Here is a 17,662-nt window from a genome sequence, read left to right as displayed (position 1 = left end):
CGCAATACAGACTGCCGTCATGCGGCAGCGGAATGGAGACAACAATCAGATGAAGATCATTGTATCCGGCGGCGGTACCGGTGGACATATCTACCCGGCGCTGACCATTGCGGATACCATAAAAAAACTGTATCCGGAAGCAGAGATACGTTTTGTCGGCACGACCCACGGCTTGGAAAAAGATCTGGTGCCCCGCGCCGGATATCCCATAGATTTTATTGATGTGCAGGGATTTAAGCGGAGCCTGAGCACGGACACGTTCCGTTCGATTTATAAGTTGTTCACGGGTCTTGGGGATGCAAAAAAACTCTTGGACAGGCATAAACCGGACCTGGTTATCGGTACCGGAGGCTATGTTTGCGGCCCCATTGTATTTCTGGCGGCTATGAAAGGGATTCCGGCCTGTGTGCAGGAACAGAATGCCCTGCCGGGAGTGACTAACAAAATTTTATCGCATTTTGTGAAAACGATTTTTCTAGGATACAAAGAAGCGGACAAGTATTTTAAGGGAAAAGCACGAAAGGTCTTTACCGGAAACCCGATCCGGGAGGAGATTTTAAGCCATACACGGTGGGAAGCGTTGCGTTTTTTCCAACTGGATGTAAATAAAAAGACCATCCTGATTGCCGGCGGCAGCCTGGGCGCTGCTTCGATCAACAAAGCTGCGTTCCGGCTGGAAAAGGAACTGTCAGGCAGGGACGATGTACAGGTTCTGCATGCTACCGGGAAAAATAATTACGAAGCCTACAGGAAACAGATTGAGGAAGCGGGTGGATTCAAATCGAATATCCACGTTTCTGCCTATTTATATGATATGCCGATGGCACTGGCTGCAGCCGATCTGGCAGTGTTCCGGGCCGGAGCTATCGGGCTGGCGGAACTGACTGCCCGGGGTATCCCGTCTATCCTGGTCCCGTTCCCTTACGCTACGGCCAATCACCAGGAATTCAACGCCAGGGCGTTAGAGGCGGCTGGCGCGGCACAGGTGATCCTGGACAGGGAACTGAATGGGGATATCCTGCAGGAAAAGGTGGAGCGGCTTTTGCATCAGGAAAGGGAATTGCGGCAGATGAAACTTGCCGCTGGCAGGGCAGGCCGGCCTGAAGCCGCTATGGATATTGCAAAACAGGCAGTTGCTTTGATAAATACAAGGAAACGCTGATTACAAAAAATGAATTCTGTCAGCGGTTTCCAAAACGAAGGCGGAGGTAAAGCAGATGTTGGACAATTACAGACATATCCACTTTATCGGTATCGGAGGAGCCGGGATGAGTGCGTTAGCGTATGTACTGGTAAAACGCGGCTTTGATGTTACAGGCTCCGATCTGCAGGTCGGGCATATGGCTTATGAACTGGCTGAAGCGGGTGCTTTAGTATACATGGGTCATGACGAGTGCCAGACCGAAGGAGCAGAGGCGGTTGTTGTTTCCTCAGCGATTCCTAAGACGAACCCGGAACTGGCGGCTGCCCGTGCCAAGAATATTCCTGTTTTGCATCGCAGCGATGTATTGATGGAGCTTTTGAACGGTTCGGGAACAAAGGGAGTCGCTGTAGCCGGGGCACATGGCAAGACGACGACCAGTGCTATGATCGGTGTTATCGCGTCAGAAGCCGGAATCGATCCCACGGTTGTGATCGGCGGCGACGTAGCAGCCCTGGGCGGTAACGCACGAAACGGGGAAAGCGATTGGGTCGTGGCGGAAGCAGACGAAAGCGACGGATCGTTCTTAAAGTTTACACCCTATATTCCTGTGATTACTAATATTGAAGACGATCATCTGGATCATTACGGAACGGAAGAAAATATTTATCAGGCTTTTAAAGAGTATCTTTCACACATGAAGGAAGGCGGGACAGCTGTTTTGTGTCTTGACAATGCGAAGGTGCGCCGCCTGTCTGAAGAAACAGAACGCAGGTTTATTACCTACGGGTTGACGGATGACTGTGATTATTACGCGAAGGACATCCGCCACAGCCTGGAAGGAACCGACTATGATTTGTACCATAAAGGCGTGAAACTGGTCTCCGTACATCTGATCGTGCCGGGCAAACATAATGTGCTGAATTCGCTGGGCGCTTTTGCAGCGTCCACTCTGATGGGGGTTGCAACCGAAACGATTGTGGCTGCACTGGCAAAGTTCTCCGGTGCCAAACGGCGTTTTGAAACCAAAGGGAAAGAAAACGGAATCTGGATCGTTGACGATTACGCCCATCATCCTACAGAAATCGGTGCCACGCTTCAGGCGGCGAAGGAAACAGGGGCCAAACGGATCGTATGCGTCTTCCAGCCCCACCGTTACAGCCGGACGAAACTTCTGTATGAAGAGTTCTGCAAATGCTTTTCCAATTGTGACAAACTGATTCTGACGCACATTTATTCTGCCGGTGAGGATCCAATCCCCGGTATTAACGGAAAAGTTCTGGCAGAGTCCATAAAAGTAACGACAGGGCAGGATGTTATATATATCGACAATTTTTCCAGGGTGGAAGAGCATCTGTTTAAAAACTGCAAAGAGGGCGATCTGGTGATTACCATGGGCGCCGGCGATGTATTCCGGATCGGTGAAGAGCTGGTAAAAGAATTCAGGCAAATAGAAAAATAGAATGGGGAAAAACATGGATAAAGAAAAAACAGTTGCCGTCGTGATGGGCGGTCCTTCAGCGGAAGAGAAGATTTCGCTGTCCACGGGGCATGCGATGGCAGAGGCATTACGCGGGAAAGGATATCATGTAAAGGAGATTCGTCTGGTACCGCATGAGTTTTCCGAACAGGTGAAGGAAAGCGGCGCGGACGTGGTAGTGATTGCCGTGCACGGTTTATATGGCGAGGATGGCAGGCTGCAGAGTGCGCTGGAGATGATGGGGGTTCCCTATACAGGATCCGGTGTGCTGGCCAGCTCCGTCAGTATGAATAAACTGACTGCCAAACGGGTATTTCTGGGCAGCGGTATTCCTACGCCGGATTATATTTTCCTGCACCGCCGTGACCGTGGGAAACAGGATATGGTCAAAGCGATTACAGATAAATTTTCCCTGCCTGTAGTAGTCAAACCGGTATCCCAGGGCAGTTCCCTTGGCGTTACCATTGAAAAGGAAATTTCGGGCCTGCAGAAAGCATTGGACGAAGCATTTCAGTATGATGAAGAAGTACTGGTTGAGGAATATATCGCAGGACAGGAGACGTCTGTGTGCATGATCCGCCGGAAAGACGGCTCCGTGAAAGTCTGGCCTGTGGTCCTGATACATCCTCATGCGGAATGGTATGATTTTAACGCAAAATATTCCGCTGGCGGTGTGGATCACCTTGTACCGGCGCCGCTGCCGGAAGAAATAACCCGGACTTTGAAAGACATTTCCGTAAAAGCCTATGAAGTATTAGGCTGTTCCGGCGTGGCCCGGACAGACTGTATGATCGGGGAAGACGGCAGATGTTATGTACTGGAGATGAATACCGTCCCCGGCATGACGCCTACCAGCCTTGTACCGGATGCGGCCAGGGCAGAAGGCACGGACTTTGGCGATTTGTGCGAAATGATATTGGAAACCGCGCACCTGTAAGGAATTGTGAAACAGTGCAGTTCCGGAGGCTTGGTAAATGAGTTCTTCTCATGAAAAATTACAGGAAGACCGCCGTCGCAGGCGGCTGAACAATATAATATGGCTTTTGGGGCTGCTTGTTTTTGCGGTTGCCATCGTAGCAGGCTGGAGGCACATCCACCGGCCTGACTTTGCATTTGGCGATATCGTAATTCATGGCAGCAAACAGTTTACCCCGGGAAAGATTCTGGAGATGGCAGGATCCGGGAAACCTGTAAACCTGTTTCGGGTATCAAAAAGTAAAATTGTTGCAGCCCTGCAGGGGGATGTAAGGGTTGAGAGTGCGGAAGCGCATTACGATTTCCCTTCTGTCCTGAATGTTTATATCAAAGAACGTAAGCCCGCCTTGTATGTAGTAACAGATTATGGCAATTACGCGAAACTGGACAGGACTGCGCTGGTCATGGATATGACGGACGGTATCAGGGACGCTTCCGTGCCCCGTCTGGCCGGTGTTGCCTGCGGTAATGCATTTATCGGGGATACACTGGAGAACGATACGATCCAGGAAGTGCTGAAGTTTCTGGAAAAACTGCAGCCGGACGCAAAGGAACAGATTGCAGACCTGAGTGTGGATGCGGAAAAAAAGCTGATTTTACACATGCGGTACGGGTTCCCTGTGATTTTGGGCCCTGTGAATGAACTGGCGGGGAAAGCGGAGCTGTTTATGACGGTTTTCAACGAGATGAAGGGGAAAAAAGTACAAATTGACTATATGGATCTGCAGTACAGCAAACCCTTTGTCCGGCTCAGAAATCAGGAGCAGTAAGAAAAGAGGATAGCAGGAATGATGACAGTAAAAAATAAACATACCAGAATATTAATTTTTCTGGTATGTATTATTTTGGGATTTATGATCACAATGCAGCTGAAGTCTCATAATCAGCATCAGAATGTGGCGGTGCAGCGTGCGGAAGATCTGACGGTACGCCTGAAAGAAGTACAGGCAGACCGGGACAAGCTGGCCAAAGAACTGGAAGAATACAGAGCGGGCCGGATTTCCGGAGCGGCACAGAAAGAGATGGATGAACTGAAAGCACGGGCGGGTGAGACCGTCATGGAAGGAAAGGGAATAGTTTTTACCCTGGATGACAGCAAACAGGCTGCCAAGGGAGGGGAGAACAAGAACCTTTATATCATTCATGACGAAGATCTGCTTCGCGTAATCAATGAGCTGCGCTCTGCCGGTGCAGAAGCCATTTCCCTGAACGGGCAGAGACTGATCGGCTCCAGCGAGGTCCGCTGTGTCGGTCCTACCGTCCTTGTAAATGAAAGAAGACTGGCATCGCCTTTTGTGATTTCTGCGATCGGCGATCCCCAGACGCTGGAGAGCTCGCTGAAATTGAGGGGTGGCGTTATCGAGAATTTTAAATTCTGGGGTATCAAGGCGGAGGTCGTACAATCGGATAAAGTCAGGATTCCGGCCTTCAAAGGAAAACGGACTTTTGAGTTTGCTAAAATTGTGAGCGAAGAAGAAAAAAAGGAAGCAGGTCAGGCTGCAGCGGATGCAAAAGGGACTGCTGATAATCAGACCGGGGAATCTTCGCAGAAAACCGCGGGAGGTGCCCAATGATCTATGCAGTGATCGGCCTGATTTTTGGCATTATCGGCGGTATCCTGACTCCGGGTTTTATACCGAAAATTTATGCTCCCTATTTTTCCGTAGCGCTGATGGCGGGGTTGGATACTGCGTTCGGCGGACTCCGTGCGGCGATGGAAGGCGATTATGATAACGTCGTGTTCCTGTCCGGATTTTTCGTCAACATCGTTATGTCAGTTTTTCTTTGCTATGCAGGCATCATGATGGATATTGATTTTTACCTGATTGTAATCCTTGTACTTGGTATGCGCATTTTTAATAATCTTGCCATCATCCGCCGGCTGTATCTGAAAAAATAAAGGCAAATTTTGAAATAAGTTTGAACTCATGAAAAGTAAGAAGGAAAAACCGTTCTTTATCTTGAATTTCTTTTCAGTTTCTGCATAATGTACTTTTTTATTTTTGAATTGAATGGTATAATAACAACAAGTAGTATTATTTAGTAGGGGGAAACCGAATATGTTTGAAGATATTATGAATAATCCGGTTGATTCTGGCATTACTCCTGAAACACTGGCTAAGATTAAAGTCGTTGGCGTAGGCGGCGGCGGTAACAATGCGGTAAACCGCATGATTACGTCCGGTCTTCAGGGCGTAGATTTTATTGCGGTAAACTGTGATGCCCAGGCACTGCTTTTGTCCAAAGCACAGAACCGTATCCAGATTGGCGAAAAGCTGACCAAGGGGTTAGGCGCAGGCGCCAATCCGGAAATCGGTCAGAAAGCCGCGGAAGAATCCAGGGAAGTCCTGATTGAGCAGCTGCGCGGCGCGGACATGGTTTTTGTTACCGCAGGTATGGGCGGCGGTACGGGAACCGGCGCGGCTCCCATTGTGGCAGAATGCGCCCGTGAAGCCGGCGCGCTGACAGTAGGCGTGGTCACCAAACCGTTTTCTTTTGAAGGAAAGCGCCGGATGAACCAGGCGGAAGCCGGTATCGTAAATTTAAAGGACCGCGTGGATACGCTGATTACGATTCCGAATGACCGGCTGCTGCAGGTAATTGACCGCAGGACCAGTATGCTGGATGCGTTCCGCATCGCGGACGATGTACTGCGTCAGGGCGTTCAGGGCATTTCCGATTTGATCTCCGTGCCCGGTCTGATCAACGCGGACTTTGCAGACGTAAAAACGATCATGTCGAATGCAGGTTCTGCCCTGATGGGGATTGGTACTGCAAAAGGTGAAAATGGTGCGGTTGAAGCGGCTGAGGCGGCTATCAAGAGCCCGTTGCTGGAAGCATCGATTGAAGGGGCCCGGGGCGTGTTGTTTAACATTACCGGCGGTAAAGACCTGACCCTGTTTGATGTGACGGAAGCTTCGAATATTATCACGGAAGCAGTGGATCCGGATGCCAATATTATCTTCGGTGCGGTCATCGACGAAAAACTGGATGATGAAATCCGCGTAACCGTTATTGCTACCGGTTTTAACGGAAAGAATCCGGTTTTGACGGGACAGGCGCCTATCAAGATGGCTGGTACTAAAATGACGCAGCGTCAGACCACTCCTAAACCGGCTGCTCCTAAGCCGGCCGTTCAGAAACCGCAGCAGCCGGCGCCTGCGGCGGGGCAAAAGCCAATCATTAATCCTTCCCCGTTTGGTTCAACACCGGAAGTTCCGCCCTGGATTCGCTGAGTATGTAAAATAACACGCGGCAGTGTAATACTGCCGCTTTGTTATATTCTGTCTCCGGCTTTGTTCTTTTTATATTCCGTAAGGAAAGGAATGTGTACCTATGAGATGTCCGTTTTGTTCTTTTGAAGACAGTCGTGTCATTGACTCCCGGTCTGTGGAAAACGGCGCGTCGATCCGCCGCCGCAGGGAATGCCCGCAATGTAGCAGGCGCTTCACGACCTATGAAAAATACGAAGAGACTCCGCTGGTGGTTAATAAAAAAGATGGGCGGAGGGAATTGTTTGACAGCTCAAAACTGTTTAACGGGCTCCTGAAAGCTTTTGAAAAACGCCCTGTTTCTGTAGAGACCATTCAGGATATGGCGCATGAAATTGAAAGGGAACTGCGCCTGAAAGGGGAATCGGAAGTGACCAGCCGGGAAATTGGGGAGCTGGTCATGGAGCATCTGGAAAAAACGGATCAGATTGCCTATGTACGCTTCGCCTCGGTTTACCGGCAGTTTGCGGATGTGCAGAACTTTATGCAGGAACTGCAGCGGATCATGGCAAACAATAAAAAAGAAGAAAGTAAGAAATAACTGGTTTCTCATATAATAAAAAGCACCGATAGTTATCGCCCGGCAGTTCCATGCAAAGTATATGGAAGAAGGGAGACAATTATCGGTGCTTTAATATTAAGGAAACAAAAAAACCTGCCTACATGGTAAGCAGGATAATTTTGTAAGCACAATTACTGTACCTTGTTCACTTTTTTAGCCAGTTTAGATTTTTTGCGGGCAGCAGCATTTTTGGAAATAACACCGCTCTGGGCCGCTTTATCCAGCAGGCTGGAAGCGTTCTTTAACGTTACTTCGGCTTCTGCTTTATTTCCTTCAGCAACCTGTGCTTCTACTTTTTTTGCAGCAGTACGAACAGCGCTCTTTTCAGCTGCGTTTTTTGCGCGACGTTCAGCATCGGTCTTTACGCTGCGGATAGAGGATTTAATGTTAGGCAATGGATTCACCTCCTACAAATAACTTTTACCAAAGTATTTTACCACGTGCGTTTACTTTATGCAAGCTGATTTTACAGAGATGTATTCAAAATCCCAAAATATTTTACCACAAAAAGCCAAATATACGATATAATATCAAAGAAACGATGAAAACAGGATAGACATCTGTGTGTTTTCAACAGCTATCCTGCCAGATCAAAGGCTGCTTCAGCTTTTCTATTGAAGCAGCGGATCCATATACAGAAAGGAGCGGCATAAGCCGCAAAGATCATATGCAGAAAGACCATATCCGTAATTTTTCGATTATCGCACATATCGACCACGGCAAATCCACACTGGCCGACCGGCTGATCGAGATGACCGGCACCTTATCCAAACGGGAGATGGAAGAACAGATCCTGGATTCCATGGACCTGGAACGGGAGCGGGGCATCACCATCAAGGACCAGGCGGTGCAAAGCATCTACCGTGCCAAAAACGGGGAAGACTACATGCTGAATTTTATCGATACCCCCGGGCATGTTGACTTCAATTATGAAGTGTCCCGTGCGTTGGCAGCCTGCGAAGGCGCGCTGCTGGTCATTGACGCCAGCCAGGGCATCGAGGCCCAGACGCTGGCCAATACGTACCTAGCGTTAGATAATAATCTGGAAATCATTCCTGTCATCAACAAGATCGACCTGCCCAGCGCTGACCCGGACAAAGTGCGTAAGGAAATTGAAGATGTAATAGGCATAGACGCCAGCGAGGCGGTGCTGTGCAGCGCCAAGACCGGGGAAGGGGTAGAGGATATCCTGGAAGCTATTGTCCAGCGGATTCCCGCCCCGGAAGCAGATGACGACAAACCGTTGAAAGCACTGGTGTTTGATTCTAAATTTGACTCCTACAAAGGTGTGCTTTTATATTTACGTGTCTATGACGGAACGATCCGCAAGGGCATGAAGATTGAAATGATGGCCACCGGCGCTACCTATGAAGTGACGGAGGTGGGCGTGTTCAAACCGTCTCCGGTGAATGTGGATGTGCTGCGGGCCGGCGAGGTAGGTTTTCTGGCCGCAGCAATCAAAACGGTGGGCGAGGCCCGGGTAGGCGACACGGTGACGGATGCGGTCCATCCCGCCGACGAACCGCTGCCGGGCTATCGCAAAGCTACGCCCATGGTGTTCTGCGGTCTGTATCCGGTAGAAAATACGGATTACGATAATCTGCGGGACGCATTGGAAAAACTTCATCTGAATGACGCATCCCTGCTGTTTGAACCGGAGACATCCACGGCGTTAGGCTTTGGGTTCCGTTGCGGCTTTCTGGGCCTGTTGCACATGGATGTCATCAAGGAAAGACTGGAACGGGAATATAAGTTAGACCTGATCACCACCGCGCCGAACGTGGTGTATCAGATCAATAAAACTAACGGGGATATCGAACTGGTGGATAACCCTTCCGCGTTTCCGGATCCGACCGTGATTGCAGAGGTTGCAGAACCCTACGTTACAGCGACTATCATCGTTCCGAAAGATTACGTTGGGGCGGTTATGGAATTATCCCAGGAAAAACGCGGGGAATATCAGAACATGACCTATCTGGACGAGGAGCGGGTCATGATCCATTATTCGCTGCCGCTTTCCGAAATCATTTACGATTATTTTGACCGGCTGAAAAGCTGCAGCCGGGGGTACGCGTCCCTGGATTACGAATTGTCCGGCTATAAACCCAGCGATCTGGTGAAGGTGGACATCCTCCTGAACGGAGATCAGGTGGACGCGCTGGCGGCCATCGTACACCGGGATAATGCCCAGGTGCAGGGCCGCAAGCTGGTGGAACGGCTGCGCAGCCTGATCCCCCGCCAGCAGTTCTCCATTCCGGTGCAGGCGGCCATCGGCAATAAAGTCATCGCCCGGGAAGACGTGGCGGCGCTGCGCAAAGACGTGCTGGCCAAATGCTATGGCGGCGACATCAGCCGGAAACGCAAGCTGCTGGAAAAACAGAAAGCCGGTAAAAAACGCATGAAGCAGGTGGGCACGGTGGAACTGCCCCAGGAAGCCTTCATGGCGATTTTAAGCATGGATAAAAAGAAATAAAGAAAACGCCGCACCGTTTTGATTGTGCGGTGTTTCCTGAATGGCGGAGTAAGCAATGGAACGCTGGGAACAATTCCAAGGGGTATATGTACATACCCCTTTTTGTTTGCAAAAATGTTTATACTGTGATTTCCCATCCTATGCGGGATTTCCGGAAGAGGTGCGGCAGCAGTATGTGGATGCGCTGTGCAGGGAAATCGAAGTTCGCTCGTTGCAACGGGAGTTACCTGTTGCCAAAGGGGCGACGGTTTATTTTGGCGGGGGAACGCCGACCGTTCTTTCCGTGGAACAAATTCAGAAAATCGTTGCCTGTCTGAAACAGTGCGACTGGTGGAATGATCCGGCAGAAGCGACCATTGAAGCGAATCCCGGAACCGTGGATGCGGAAAAGCTGTGTGCCCTGCGTGAAATTGGATTTGACCGGATTAGTTTGGGCGTGCAGTCGCTGCAGGACAACGAGTTGCGGGCGCTGGGCCGGATCCATACGGCGGAGCCGGCTGTCCGGGCGGTGAAAGAGGCAAAGCAGGCTGGCTTTTCACGAATTAACGTGGATCTGATGTCGGGCATACCAGAGCAGACGCTGGAGTCGTTCCGTAACACGCTGGACAGGATATTACATTTAGATTTGTCTCATGTTTCCGTGTACAGCCTTATCCTGGAAGAAGGGACGCCGTTGGAAAAGCTGGTCGCAGAGGGTAACGTCATATTGCCGGATGAAGAAGCATCATATAATATGTATGAAATGACAACGGACGTTTTGGCCAGAGCAGGCCTGCAGCGGTATGAAATTTCCAATTACGCAGTGCCGGGGCAGGAGTCGCTGCACAATACGGTGTATTGGCATTACGAACCTTACGCTGCATTCGGCGTGGGCGCCTGTACGTTTAACAGAAAAGAACGACGGACGAATACGACTGATGTGCTGCAATATATTCAAGAATCAGCTAACCTATCGCTATCTGCTCTCAAAACTGACAGCGGCCTGTGGCAAACCGAATCCCTTGACCGTAAAACACAGGTCAGTGAAGCTATGATTATGGGTCTGCGTATGACTGAAGGCGTGAACCTGCAGAAAATACAGCAACGATTTGGTATCGATATATTGGAAAGTTATGGTAAGGATATTCAGACTCTGCTGGACAGGAAGATGGCAGAATGCGAAGGTAGAATGCTGCGTCTGACTCCATACGGTATGCAATACGGCAACCGGGCTTTTGAAGCATTTATTTGAGGTGAATGCAGGCGTTTTTTCTTTCCAACAGGACGTTCTGTTCCCAAACTATGAAGTTTGTGTGAATTGCATGGTAAAAAATAAAAATTTTACTTTTTGACTATTGACATTCTTTCGGTCCGGTGCTATTCTTACATTGTGAAAGATGTTAGCACTCTACGTATATGAGTGCTAACAAATACAGAAACATGAAGGAGGCCTGAAACAAAAGCCTCCTGAACCAAGATGAGGTGGGATTATGTTAAACGACCGTAAACGGAAAATCCTGCAGATCATCATCGAAGATTATATTGAAACTGCGGAACCGGTGGGTTCGCGAACCATTGCCCGCAAACATAACCTGGGGCTGAGTCCGGCCACCATCCGTAATGAGATGAGCGATCTGGAACTGTTAGGCTACCTTGAGCAGCCCCATACCTCGGCAGGGCGTGTTCCTTCGGCGCAGGCGTACCGCCTGTACGTGGATTCCATGAAGGAAGAACCCGGCGTGCTGACGGAAAATGATATGGCGCTGATCAACAGCTGGTATAAAGAACGCATCCGCAACATGGATGACATTTTTAAATCCACGGCCAAGATCCTGTCCCGTATGACCCAGAATGTTTCGCTGGTTCTGGCAAACAAGAAATCTACGGCCCGGTTCAAGTATCTGAAATTCCTCCCGTTGAATGATAACCAGGCAATCCTGTGTATCGTCACGGACGATGGGGCCATGGACAACGGGCTCATCGACATTCCCGCGGGGATGTCTTCCGGTGAGCTGGATTACCTGTCCGGGAAGATGAGCAACCTGTTGGAAGGCAAACCGCTGACGGAAATCACGGGAGATAAATTGCAGGAAGTATATTCGGCGGTGTCACAGGATGAAGTGATGCTGGCTTCCCTGAAGAAAGCTATCGGCCAGATTGTCGCGAAGAACAGCGAGCAGAAGGTGTTCCTGGGTGGCGCCAAGCAGCTGCTGAACCAGCCGGAGTTCCAGGATGTAAGCCGGGTGAAAGACCTGCTGGGGATTCTGGAAGAAGAAAAAGTGGTAAAAGATATCCTGAGTGCCGGGGATGATTCCGGACTGAAGGTGACCATCGGCAGCGAGAACAAGTTCACCGGCATCAAAGACTGCAGCATGGTGCAGGCCACCTACCGGCTGAACGGGCAGATCGTAGGGACCATGGCGGTGCTGGGACCTACCCGGATGGAATACCGCAAGGTCATCGCGGTGATGAATTATCTGCACAAATATCTGGAAACAATTTTAAAAAATCCGGAATGACTTTGCAGTTGCGCCGGCTTCCGGAGGAATTGGTAGCGTTGTCAGGAAGCGCGGACGGATTGCGAGAGAACCTTTCGTGAGAAAGCATCATTTATAATAGATTGTCTGAACAGAAAGAAACCCAAAAGGAGGAACTGTGTTGTTTAACAGGAAGAGTGAAGAAGAAATCCGGGAACAGGCTGACCCGAATCTGAACGAAACGGTGCAGAACGGAGAGGAAACCGTAACCGGCAACGCGCCGGAACAGGCGGAAGCCCCGGGAACCGGAAACGGGGAAGGGACGGCTGGAAATTCTGCAGAGGAAACAAAGCAGGAGGAAGCAACGGAAGAAACGCTGGAGGATGTACAGGCGAAACTGACGGCTACGGCGGCCCTGCTGAAAACAAAAGAAGAAGAAGCAACGGAAATGAAGAACCGGCTGCTCCGTCTTCAGGCAGATTTTGATAATTTCCGCCGCCGCAATACGGCCGAGCGGGAAGAGCTGGCCACCTATGTGACCATCAGCGTGGTCAACAAGTTTTTACAGATTCTGGATAACTTTGAACGGGCTGAAGCCGCAGCAGCCAACGCCGTTGATGTGCAGAGCGTGGTAGACGGCATGGCCGGCATCCAGAAACAGTTTGTAAAAACGCTGGAAGATCTGGGCGTGAAAGAGATTCCGGCCCAGGGCGAAAAGTTCAACCCCAATTTCCACGAAGCGGTGATGCGGGGGCAGAACCCGGAACTGGAAGAAGATACCATCGATATGGTTTTTGAGAAAGGCTACCAGCTCCACGACAAGGTGGTGCGCCACAGCAAGGTGCGCGTCATCAGCAACGAGTAACATTTTAATTCAGTTAAAAATTTAAGGAGGAATACATCATGTCTAAAGTAATTGGTATTGACTTAGGTACTACGAACTCTGTTGTAGCAGTAATGGAAGGCGGCGAACCTACCGTCATCACGAACCCGGAAGGCAGCCGCCTGACTCCTTCTGTAGTCGGTTTCACGAAAGACGACCAGCGGCTGGTTGGCCAGATGGCAAAACGTCAGGCAATTTCCAACCCCACACGTACCGTAAGCTCCATTAAACGGCACATGGGCGAAGCCGGTTACCGTGTGGAGATCGGCGACAAGAAATACTCCCCGGAAGAAATCTCCGCCATGATCCTGCAGAAACTGAAAGCAGATGCGGAAAAGTATCTGGGCGAGACGGTAAGCCAGGCGGTCATCACCGTACCGGCGTACTTCTCCGATTCCCAGCGCCAGGCAACCAAAGACGCCGGCAAGATCGCCGGCCTGGAAGTGCTGCGTATCATCAACGAACCGACCGCGGCTTCCCTGGCATACGGTATTGACAAGACCGACGACCATACCATCCTGGTGTATGACCTGGGCGGCGGCACCTTCGATGTCAGCATCCTGGAACTGGGCGACGGCGTATTTGAAGTAAAAGCTACCAACGGCGACACCCATCTGGGCGGCGATGACTTCGATAACCGCATCATGGACTGGATGGTTGCGGAATTCAAGAAAGAAAACGGCATCGACCTGTCCAACGACAAGATGGCGATGCAGCGTCTGCGTGAAGCAGCGGAAAAAGCCAAGATCGAACTGTCCAGCATGGTGACCACCAACATCAACCTGCCGTTTATCACCGCAGGCGCTGACGGCCCGAAACATCTGGACATGAACCTGACCCGCGCCAAATTTGAAGAAATGACGTCGGACCTGGTAGAACGGACCATTGGACCCACCAAGCGTGCGCTGAGCGACGCAGGCCTCTCCGCCAGCGATATCAACAAGGTTATCCTGGTTGGCGGTTCCTCCCGTATCCCGGCGGTACAGGAAGCCATCAAACGCGTCATGGGCAAAGAGCCTACCCGCAATGTAAACCCGGATGAATGCGTAGCCATCGGCGCTGCCATCCAGGCCGGCGTACTGGCAGGCGAAGTAAAAGACGTACTGCTGCTGGACGTAACCCCGCTGTCTCTGGGCATTGAAACCCTGGGCGGCGTGTTCACCCGCATCATCGACCGCAATACCACCATTCCGACTTCCCGGAAGCAGGTATTCTCCACGGCAACGGATAACCAGCCTTCGGTTGATATCCACGTGCTGCAGGGCGAACGCGACATGGCGGCGGACAACAAGACCTTGGGCCGTTTCGAACTGGGCGGCATCCCGGCAGCTCCCCGCGGAGTTCCGAAGATTGAAGTGGCGTTTGATATCGATGCCAACGGTATCGTAAACGTAAGCGCCAAAGACCTGGGCACCGGCAAGGAACAGAAGATCACCATCACTTCTTCCGGCACCCTGAGCAAGGACGAAGTAGACCGGATGGTGAAAGAAGCGGAAGCCAACGCGGAAGCGGACAAGAAACGCAAGGAAGGCGTAGAGGTTCGCAACCAGGCCGACTCCCTGATCTACCAGGCGGAAAAGACCATCAAAGATATGGAAGGCAAAGGCAAGGACGACCTGATTGCTAAAGTAAAATCCGCAATGGATACCTTGAAAGAAGACCTGAAGGGCAACGACAACGACAAGATCAAAGCGGACACCGAAGCGCTGACCAAACCGTTGTATGAACTGTCCGCCGAACTGTATAAGCAGGCGGAAGCCAACAAGGGCGACGCAGGTGCTGCAGGCGCAGCCGGTGCACAGGGTGCAGGCGAAAGCAAAAAGCCCGAAGACGATGTAGTTGACGCGGAAGTTGTTGACGATAAGAAATAACAGCAGCGAGATGGGATGGAACAATGGCTGAAAAGAGAGATTTTTATGAGGTGCTCGGCGTCGCGAAAGACGCCAGCGCCGATGATATTAAAAAAGCATATCGCAAGCTGGCACGCAAGTACCATCCTGATTTGAACAAGGATAATCCGGAAGCCGCTGAAAAGTTCAAGGAATGCAGCGAGGCGTATAGCGTCCTTTCGGATGAGCAGAAGCGTGCCCAGTATGACCAGTTCGGCATGGCGGCCTTTGAAAATGGCGGCGCAGGCGCCGGAGGCTTCAACGGGTTTGAAGGCTTTGGCGGATTCGGCGCAGGCGGTTTTGGCAACGGTATGGAGGACATTTTCGATATGTTCTTCGGCGGTGCCGGCGGACGCAGGGGAGGCCAGGCCAACAACGGGCCCCAGAAGGGCAGCGACCTGCGCTTTGACCTGAACCTGTCCTTCGAAGAAGCGGCCTTTGGTGTGGAAAAGGAGATTTCCCTGTACCGGGACGAGACCTGCGACCACTGCCACGGCAACGGCGCGGAACCCGGTTCCAAAGTAGAGACCTGTCCGGACTGCCACGGCACCGGTCAGATCCGCGTGGTGCAGAACACCATGCTGGGTCAGATGCAGACCGTGCGGCCCTGTCCCAAGTGCCATGGGGAAGGCAAGATTATTTCCAACCCTTGTCATGAATGCCGCGGCACAGGTACGGTTAAAAAGCAGAAGAGCCTGAAGGTAAAAGTCCCGGCCGGTGTGGCGGACGGTTCCCGTCTGCGGGTAGCCAACGAAGGAGCCGCCGGCGCCAAGGGCGGACCCAACGGCGACCTGTACGTGTATCTGTTCGTGAAGCCTCACAAGTTCTTCGAACGGGACGGCAACGATGTGTACTGCGAAGTACCAATCAACATCGTGCAGGCTTCTTTGGGCGCGGAAGTGGAAGTGCCCACCCTGGACGGCAAGGTTGTCATGAAAGTTCCGGAAGGAACCCAGCCGGGCCGGGTGATGCGCCTGCGGGGCAAGGGTATTCCGAGGCTGCGGGGAACCGGCCGGGGCGACCAGTTGGTACGGATCAAGGTCGTGGTGCCTACGAAGCTTACCGAACGGCAGAAAGCGGTGCTGCGTAACTTTGCCGATGTGGCCAAGGACAACATCAACCCGGAAGAGAAAGGGTTCCTGGACAAAATTAAAGATTTGTTTAAGTAAGAAAGCAATTGATACGGCTTGCAGTTAAATGCAGGCCGTATTTTTTGTGTATTACAAATGTCGGGCAAACTTGTAAAATATGGTGTAAAGCCTGTAAAAATGTAGACTTGGCGATAAAATTTATGATAAAATACCAATAGAACAACATGGGAATAATAAGCAAGATAATACGTAAGATAATACGCAAGATGAGGTGACGAAGTTGGAGCATTATATTCCGCCGTATACAATATCAGACAAAATGCTTGCACTCGTTTCCTCAATTTCCGAAAAGGTTGGGAAGATTACTGTTCACAAAGAGTTTGAATCGAAACCGCATCTACGGAAAAGCAACCGGATCCGTTCCATTCATTCTTCTTTGAGGATTGAAGCGAATTCCCTTTCATTAAATGAGGTCAGAGATGTAATCAATGGGCATCTTGTTCTTGGCGATCAAAAGGAAATACAGGAAGTAAAGAACGCATTCAAGGCGTATGAGAATATAGAAAAGATTAACCCTGCGAGCATCAGGGATCTGAAAGCTGTTCACAAAATTATGACGTACCGTACGGTAGCGGAATCAGGCGATTTCCGTAAAGGGGAGGAGGGTGTTTTTTCCGGCGGCAGGTGTATATTTGTCTGCCCGCCGCCTAATATGGTAAACAGTCTGATGAATGATCTGCTTTTGTGGTTGAAAACAAATGAAGGAAAAGTTCACCCACTGATTATAGCGGCGGTGTTCCATTATGAGTTTGTGTTTATCCATCCGTTTGCAGACGGAAATGGAAGGATGGCCAGGCTGTGGCATACGGTTATTTTATACAGGTGGAGAAAAGTGTTTGCATATATTCCGCTGGAGAGCCAGATCGAACGGTTTCAGGAAGCGTATTATGACGCCATTGCACGGTGCCATGTGAACGGGAATTCGGATGTGTTTATAGAGTTCATGCTTGACATGATTGATCAGATTCTGGATGAGATTATCGTTCAGGTCCAAAAAACTGACACCAAGACTTCCCAATATGTTAAGCGCATGCTGGCCTGTATGGAGTTCGAGATTCCGTATACGGCAAAGGAAATCATGGAAGCATTGGGATTAAAGTCGAAAGAGACTTTCCGGAAGAATTATATGAACCCTGCTATGGAACAGGGGCTGGTCAGGATGACTTTGCCTGATAAACCAAACAGCAGGAACCAGAGATATATAAAGCAGTAGTTCCCCTGTTAAAAAAATTGGTCATTCCAATGACCAACTTTTTTACGGAAACCAGCATGGATACAGGGGTTTCGCCCCAGTGTTTCTTAATATATAAAGAGTGACAGTTTGTATGTCTGTACAGGCGAAGCCGAAAGATACAACTGTCAAACTGCAAGTTACGCAGG

General features: G+C 50.5%; 16 protein-coding genes. 15 read left to right on the top strand and 1 reads right to left on the bottom strand.

From position 1 onward, the window contains the following. Positions 1-49: 49 nt before the first annotated feature. From murG to nrdR, 8 genes are all read left to right on the top strand, one after another. Positions 50-1,162, top strand: coding sequence for an undecaprenyldiphospho-muramoylpentapeptide beta-N-acetylglucosaminyltransferase (murG, locus tag ACZOWY_RS08100; RefSeq protein ID WP_484395198.1), 1,113 nt, complete (start codon positions 50-52; stop codon positions 1,160-1,162). A gap of 55 nt (positions 1,163-1,217) precedes the next feature. Then, positions 1,218-2,603, top strand: coding sequence for a UDP-N-acetylmuramate--L-alanine ligase (gene murC, locus ACZOWY_RS08095; RefSeq protein ID WP_484395194.1), 1,386 nt, complete (start codon positions 1,218-1,220; stop codon positions 2,601-2,603). 13 nt (positions 2,604-2,616) lie between these two features. Then, positions 2,617-3,558 carry a D-alanine--D-alanine ligase gene (locus tag ACZOWY_RS08090; RefSeq protein ID WP_484395190.1) on the top strand — a complete coding sequence of 314 codons (942 nt, stop codon included), beginning with the start codon at positions 2,617-2,619 and terminating at the stop codon, positions 3,556-3,558. Positions 3,559-3,595: 37 nt separating this feature from the next. Beyond that, positions 3,596-4,366 carry a cell division protein FtsQ/DivIB gene (locus tag ACZOWY_RS08085; RefSeq protein ID WP_484395185.1) on the top strand — a complete coding sequence of 257 codons (771 nt, stop codon included), beginning with the start codon at positions 3,596-3,598 and terminating at the stop codon, positions 4,364-4,366. An 18-nt stretch (positions 4,367-4,384) separates the two neighbouring features. Continuing rightward, a complete protein-coding gene (locus ACZOWY_RS08080; protein WP_484395181.1) occupies positions 4,385-5,170 on the top strand; it encodes a DUF881 domain-containing protein in 786 nt (261 codons plus the stop codon). Further along, positions 5,167-5,496: a small basic family protein gene (locus tag ACZOWY_RS08075; RefSeq protein ID WP_484395176.1), complete on the top strand. Its 330-nt coding sequence runs from the start codon at positions 5,167-5,169 to the stop codon at positions 5,494-5,496. The genes ACZOWY_RS08080 and ACZOWY_RS08075 overlap by 4 nt, the downstream gene beginning before the upstream one ends. Before the next feature lie 160 nt (positions 5,497-5,656). Then, positions 5,657-6,832, top strand: coding sequence for a cell division protein FtsZ (ftsZ, locus tag ACZOWY_RS08070; protein WP_484395172.1), 1,176 nt, complete (start codon positions 5,657-5,659; stop codon positions 6,830-6,832). A 100-nt stretch (positions 6,833-6,932) separates the two neighbouring features. Then, positions 6,933-7,409, top strand: a complete 477-nt coding sequence (nrdR, locus tag ACZOWY_RS08065) for a transcriptional regulator NrdR (RefSeq protein WP_484395167.1) — start codon at positions 6,933-6,935, stop codon at positions 7,407-7,409. Positions 7,410-7,561: 152 nt separating this feature from the next. On the opposite strand, the gene rpsT is transcribed toward nrdR, so the two are convergent. Continuing rightward, entirely contained in the window at positions 7,562-7,825 is a 264-nt protein-coding gene (gene rpsT, locus ACZOWY_RS08060) for a 30S ribosomal protein S20 (RefSeq protein WP_484395161.1), read from the bottom strand. Between the two features lie 272 nt (positions 7,826-8,097). Here rpsT and lepA point away from each other — a divergent pair, with 272 nt between their 5' ends. From lepA to ACZOWY_RS08025, 7 genes are all read left to right on the top strand, one after another. Continuing rightward, positions 8,098-9,903: a translation elongation factor 4 gene (gene lepA, locus ACZOWY_RS08055; RefSeq protein WP_484395156.1), complete on the top strand. Its 1,806-nt coding sequence runs from the start codon at positions 8,098-8,100 to the stop codon at positions 9,901-9,903. Between the two features lie 55 nt (positions 9,904-9,958). Further along, positions 9,959-11,134, top strand: coding sequence for a radical SAM family heme chaperone HemW (gene hemW / locus ACZOWY_RS08050; protein ID WP_484395152.1), 1,176 nt, complete (start codon positions 9,959-9,961; stop codon positions 11,132-11,134). Positions 11,135-11,372: 238 nt separating this feature from the next. Continuing rightward, complete coding sequence (gene hrcA, locus ACZOWY_RS08045) at positions 11,373-12,401, top strand: heat-inducible transcriptional repressor HrcA (protein WP_484395148.1); 1,029 nt, start codon at positions 11,373-11,375, stop codon at positions 12,399-12,401. Between the two features lie 139 nt (positions 12,402-12,540). Then, entirely contained in the window at positions 12,541-13,224 is a 684-nt protein-coding gene (gene grpE, locus ACZOWY_RS08040; protein ID WP_484395143.1) for a nucleotide exchange factor GrpE, read from the top strand. Positions 13,225-13,262: 38 nt separating this feature from the next. After that, a complete protein-coding gene (gene dnaK, locus ACZOWY_RS08035; protein ID WP_484395137.1) occupies positions 13,263-15,113 on the top strand; it encodes a molecular chaperone DnaK in 1,851 nt (616 codons plus the stop codon). Between the two features lie 23 nt (positions 15,114-15,136). Next, complete coding sequence (gene dnaJ, locus ACZOWY_RS08030; RefSeq protein WP_484395132.1) at positions 15,137-16,300, top strand: molecular chaperone DnaJ; 1,164 nt, start codon at positions 15,137-15,139, stop codon at positions 16,298-16,300. Positions 16,301-16,541: 241 nt separating this feature from the next. Then, complete coding sequence (locus ACZOWY_RS08025; protein ID WP_484395127.1) at positions 16,542-17,495, top strand: Fic family protein; 954 nt, start codon at positions 16,542-16,544, stop codon at positions 17,493-17,495. The last annotated feature ends 167 nt before the right edge of the window (positions 17,496-17,662 follow it).

Source organism: Succiniclasticum sp., assembly GCF_056977735.1.
Note: the sequence above shows the minus strand (reverse complement) of the source record. Positions and strands in the feature narration are given on the sequence as shown.

Bases quoted from the DNA above. Each gene is read 5' to 3' on its own strand.
- murG (WP_484395198.1), top strand. From the start codon at position 50: ATGAAGATCATTGTATCCGGCGGCGGTACCGGTGGACATATCTACCCG.
- ACZOWY_RS08085 (WP_484395185.1), top strand. From the start codon at position 3,596: ATGAGTTCTTCTCATGAAAAATTACAGGAAGACCGCCGTCGCAGGCGG.
- lepA (WP_484395156.1), top strand. From the start codon at position 8,098: ATGCAGAAAGACCATATCCGTAATTTTTCGATTATCGCACATATCGAC.
- ACZOWY_RS08025 (WP_484395127.1), top strand. From the start codon at position 16,542: ATGCTTGCACTCGTTTCCTCAATTTCCGAAAAGGTTGGGAAGATTACT.
- ACZOWY_RS08090 (WP_484395190.1), top strand. From the start codon at position 2,617: ATGGATAAAGAAAAAACAGTTGCCGTCGTGATGGGCGGTCCTTCAGCG.
- ACZOWY_RS08075 (WP_484395176.1), top strand. From the start codon at position 5,167: ATGATCTATGCAGTGATCGGCCTGATTTTTGGCATTATCGGCGGTATC.
- nrdR (WP_484395167.1), top strand. From the start codon at position 6,933: ATGAGATGTCCGTTTTGTTCTTTTGAAGACAGTCGTGTCATTGACTCC.
- hemW (WP_484395152.1), top strand. From the start codon at position 9,959: ATGGAACGCTGGGAACAATTCCAAGGGGTATATGTACATACCCCTTTT.
- hrcA (WP_484395148.1), top strand. From the start codon at position 11,373: ATGTTAAACGACCGTAAACGGAAAATCCTGCAGATCATCATCGAAGAT.
- dnaK (WP_484395137.1), top strand. From the start codon at position 13,263: ATGTCTAAAGTAATTGGTATTGACTTAGGTACTACGAACTCTGTTGTA.
- dnaJ (WP_484395132.1), top strand. From the start codon at position 15,137: ATGGCTGAAAAGAGAGATTTTTATGAGGTGCTCGGCGTCGCGAAAGAC.
- murC (WP_484395194.1), top strand. From the start codon at position 1,218: ATGTTGGACAATTACAGACATATCCACTTTATCGGTATCGGAGGAGCC.
- ftsZ (WP_484395172.1), top strand. From the start codon at position 5,657: ATGTTTGAAGATATTATGAATAATCCGGTTGATTCTGGCATTACTCCT.
- ACZOWY_RS08080 (WP_484395181.1), top strand. From the start codon at position 4,385: ATGATGACAGTAAAAAATAAACATACCAGAATATTAATTTTTCTGGTA.